This is a genomic window from Streptomyces sp. TLI_55 (assembly GCF_900206255.1).
Taxonomy (GTDB): domain Bacteria; phylum Actinomycetota; class Actinomycetes; order Streptomycetales; family Streptomycetaceae; genus Streptomyces; species Streptomyces aquilus.
In genome coordinates this window covers 1-3,964 of the sequence record NZ_OAOJ01000004.1, presented here as the reverse complement: position 1 = coordinate 3,964, position 3,964 = coordinate 1, and the positions used below count along the sequence as shown (strand labels likewise).

Below are 3,964 nucleotides of genomic sequence, written 5' to 3'. Positions count from 1 at the left end.
CCCCGGGTTCCTTCTGTGCTGTTCGTAGTGCTCGGCCGTGACCGCGCGGTCCGCGCAGCGGTCGGCCTCCGCCTGCTCCTGGGCGGACTGGCCGAACAGGCGGTGCGCGCGCTCCAGGTCGCGTATGTGGCGGGTGGCCGAGTAGTGGTCGACCTTCACCGGCTCGCCCGCGTACCCGCGGGTGATCTCGCGCCCGCGCTCCCACTTCGCGTCCGACGACGTCTGGTAGCGCTGGGCCCGTGCCCCGAGGTACTCGGCTCGTCCGGCCGCCCGGTCGGCGCGGTCCTCCTCGGCCTCGGCGAAGGCCCGGCGCTGGGTCTCGTCGATCTCGACCGTCACCTGGTGGCCGGCCTCCCGCAGGGCGTTGGCCGCCTGGCTGATCAGGTACAGGTCGGCGCGGCGGTCGCGGGAGCCGCGCAGGTAGATCCCGATCGAGGGAGAGGCCCGGAAGCGGAACGGCCGGAGCAGTTCGTACGCGCCGTCGCCCCTCACTGAGCCGGACAACAGGGTTCCCTCGGCGCGGGTGTGGGTGAGGGTCAGGGGGGCCTTCGCCGGACGGCCCTGCGCTTCGAGGTCGGCGACCAGTTCGGCCGACGGATACAGGACGGCGCTCCAGCAGGTCGGATCGGTGCAGGTGTACCAGGTGCCGGTGAAGCGCTGTGCGGGGGACTGGTCGCCGGTGTGCAGCGTCATGGGGCCGTGCTGGCGGCACTCGGGGATGCTGGTCGCGTCGGTCACGTGGGCGTCCTCTCTCGGTGCGGGTGTGGTGGCGGGGAGGGGTGCAGCCCTCCCATGGCGCGTTCGGCCCGGTGGGCCGCGGTCGCGGTGCACTTCACGCGACTACTCCGTGCCATGTTCCATAATACCGATAATGGAAGGTGGGGCAACCGATTTTCATGGCGCTGGCCCCACCCCGAAGCGAGCAGATCACGGCCTGGTCGGCGGGTCGTTGTACGCAACCTGGATGCCGTCCAGCATGACGGCCACCGTCCGGGCGGGCCTGGCCAGGAGCCGCGCGTAGGCCTCCATGTCCTTGTCGTAGCGCTCGACTTCATGGTCGGGCGCCTCGAAGCGGGCACCGGGCTGGATCGCCCCCCAGGGCTCCAGCAGCCGCGCCACCTTGGCCCTGCCCGGCTCCGCGCTGGGGTAGATGTGGAATCCCGGCGTCTGCGTGTAATCGACGTCGGTCAGGCCGTAGGGCATGTGTCCGGCGGTGGCCAACTCCACGGCCAGGGACCGGAATTGATCGTCCTCGATTAGATCTGCGGACAGCCCGGGCAGGTCAATGGACGCGACGGCGGCGCGCCGGGCTGCGTCCTCCTCGCCGTTCGCGCTCTCGGCGATCCCCTGAGCCCACTCCCGGTCGTCGTATGTCCGCACGCACGCGCCGGTGAACTCGTCGACCAGGTCCCACCCTTCGCCGCTGGCGGCAGGGGCGATCCGGAACCGGGTGTCGGACTGCTCGGCCGGGGGCTCGGCGAAGAACACGTACCCGCTGCCGTGCGGCTCCGTCGTCGCCAGTCCGGCCCGGCGCAGGGCGTCCGCCATGAACGGTGCCACGGCTCGGGAGGGGCCGTCGAGTGTGTGCCACCAGGCGACGGCGCACCGGGCGGTCAGCCCCAGCGGGCGGCGTACCGGCTGCTCGGAGATCGCCACCCCGCCCCGGGGGTGGTCAAGGAATCCGGCAAGGGCGGATTCGGCACGCTGGAACGTGGCCACCTGGGGGGCGGTGCGCTCGCGCAGCTCAGCCAGGGCGGTGGTGTGCGCGGGCAGCAGCCGCTGACGGATGTGGTCGGCCGTGTGCCGCGCGGTGGCCTTGGCCTGGCTCTCGCTGGGGCGCGGGCGGGGCAGGGCGGTGACCGTGATCGCCTTGACCTCGATGCCGTGCGCGGTGGCCTGCTCGGGCAGAACCGCGGTGATGATGATCCGGGTCCGGGGGCGGTTGGGGGTGAGTTCCAGGGCGCGGCCGTCGGCGTAGACGACACGCACCCGGCCGGTGTCACCGTTCTTCTCGGTGCGGTCGGCGCCGAGCTGCTCGGCAACCGAGCGTGCGAGGGACTCAAGGCCGGCGGGGGTGGACAGTTCCATATCGGGTCTCCTTCGAGGAAGTGGGGAGGGCGGGGAGTCGGGGCGGTGCGCCTACGGCGCAGGGGGCTTGGCGTCGCGTGGGGCGGCGTGGCGCTCGGCGTCGGCGCGGGCGTCCTCGGCGGTGTAGCCGGTGTCGCACCAGGCATGGCAGAGCTGTCCGGACGGGGCGTTGCAGGTCTCGCACCGCTCTTCGAAGTCCTCGGGCCGAAACGGCGGTGGCGGGCTGCTCACGTCGGGACGTCCTTGATGTGCTCCGCGACCCGGCGGGCGGACAGCACCGGGGTCCTCGTCATCAGGGCAGCGCAGCTGGCCTGCCAGACCTGCCCCGGACTGGACGGAGAGATCTGAAAGTTGGTGGCCGGGCTGACCTGCCACGTGCGGCCGTGCGGGTCGGTCACGGTGTAGGTGAGGAACTGCGGGTCGTCCTGGCGGCCGTTGTCGCTCCAGTCACGGCCGGCGGCGGTGAGGGCGCGGCCGAGCTGGGCGCAGCGTTGCGCGGTGGCGTGCGTGAACGTTGCCACGGGTCGTCTCTCCTCGTATTCAGGGCCGCTTACCGGGGTGGCCTGGCGGCAGGCCGCCCCAAAGCGGCGGTATCGGCCTACGGGCGGGTGAGATCGCGGTGGATGCGCTCGCTGGTCTCGCGCGCCTCCCTGCGGGCCTGCTCGGCTGCGGCTTGCGGGCTGGCGGCGTAGACGATCTCGACGCTGCTGAACGCGTCGTCGGCGTCCACGGTGTACTGCTCGCACAGGTCGGCCCGTTCGCCCGGATCGCTGGGCGCCTCCTCGACGTGCCAGATGTCGACGTCGCCGCCGCCCTTCCACTGACCGACCACGAAGTACGGGCGGTCGGAGCTGTCCGGCGCGGCGGCGGGTCGGGCCAACCCCTCGCGCTCTGACCGGAAGAGCGCCAGACGGCGGCCCTCGTCCTCGGCTGCGCGCGTGCTGATCTCGGCCCACTTCGGCAGGTACTCGGCGCGGTGGGCCAGGCTCTCGCGCCCCGAGGCCAGCAGCAGCGCGAGCACCGGGTGCGGATAGGCGGTGAACCAGCGGGCCAGCGTCCACCAGGCGGCCAGAGTGCGGGTGGCCTGGACCCGGTAGGTCTCGGCCTCCTGAAGCCAGCGGGCCTGCGCCCGTTCCGAATGCGTGATCATCGCGTCCAGCCACGTCAGCAGCTGCGGCGTGTCGTGGCGGCGGGCCGTGTGCTGGAGGCTGGGGAAGTCGCTGCGTGCGGCGTAGTGGCTGGCGCACGCGCGCAGGATGGCGGTCAGGGTCTGGCTGGCCTGCAAAGGCGCGGGCCGGTCGGCGGTGTCCTTCAGGTCGCCCGCCAGCCACCCCCAGGGCACGTCGGCGGAGCGGGCGAGAACCCTGACCGTGGTGCCCCAGTAGGCGCGTCCGCGGATGCGTACCAGTGGCTCGGCGGGCCACTCCCGCGCGCTGGCGGATCCGAGAGTGGCACGGACGGCGTCGAACTGGTCCCAGCGGGCGGGGCTACTGGTCGCGGTCACGTGAACGGTGCCCGTAGCGGCACCCGTGAGGTGGTAGCGCACGGCTCCGGTGGCGTCTGCCTCGGCGGAAACGGCGCGGACGGTGCCGGACGGGGTCGCAATGGTGATCACGGGAGTGTCTCCTCACACGGCGTACGGAAGCGGGGGAGTGGGCGCGGGGGCCTAGCCGGTCGTGGACGAGTCCGGCAGGAATGGGGCAGGGGACGGCGCTCCGCCCGGGCGGGCTGGTCTGGGCCCGGGCTCGCCACGGCTACTCCAGCGGAGCGACCGGGCGGGGGCCGGCCGCGCGGCGGGTGGGGTGTCCCGCGCGCTGTGGCGGGCGGGCTCTGCTCAGAAGGCGGGGGCGGTGGCGGCCCTGTTCGTCCAGCTGGT

The 3,964-nt window shown here is 72.9% G+C and carries 5 protein-coding genes; all 5 read right to left on the bottom strand.

Annotated features, from left to right (window positions below; all coding sequences use genetic code 11):
* A partial coding sequence (locus CRP56_RS45715) for a DUF3560 domain-containing protein (protein ID WP_143665034.1) occupies positions 1 to 738 on the bottom strand: 738 nt, incomplete at its 3' end.
* Between the two features lie 189 nt (positions 739 to 927).
* On the bottom strand, positions 928 to 2,088 hold the full coding sequence (locus CRP56_RS45710; RefSeq protein WP_097276075.1) for a hypothetical protein: 1,161 nt from the start codon (positions 2,086 to 2,088) through the stop codon (positions 928 to 930).
* A 51-nt stretch (positions 2,089 to 2,139) separates the two neighbouring features.
* Positions 2,140 to 2,319: a hypothetical protein gene (locus tag CRP56_RS45705; RefSeq protein WP_097276073.1), complete on the bottom strand. Its 180-nt coding sequence runs from the start codon at positions 2,317 to 2,319 to the stop codon at positions 2,140 to 2,142.
* Positions 2,316 to 2,609, bottom strand: a complete 294-nt coding sequence (locus CRP56_RS45700) for a hypothetical protein (protein ID WP_097276071.1) — start codon at positions 2,607 to 2,609, stop codon at positions 2,316 to 2,318. The genes CRP56_RS45705 and CRP56_RS45700 overlap by 4 nt, the downstream gene beginning before the upstream one ends.
* Before the next feature lie 77 nt (positions 2,610 to 2,686).
* Positions 2,687 to 3,703: a hypothetical protein gene (locus tag CRP56_RS45695; protein WP_097276069.1), complete on the bottom strand. Its 1,017-nt coding sequence runs from the start codon at positions 3,701 to 3,703 to the stop codon at positions 2,687 to 2,689.
* Positions 3,704 to 3,964 lie beyond the last annotated feature (261 nt).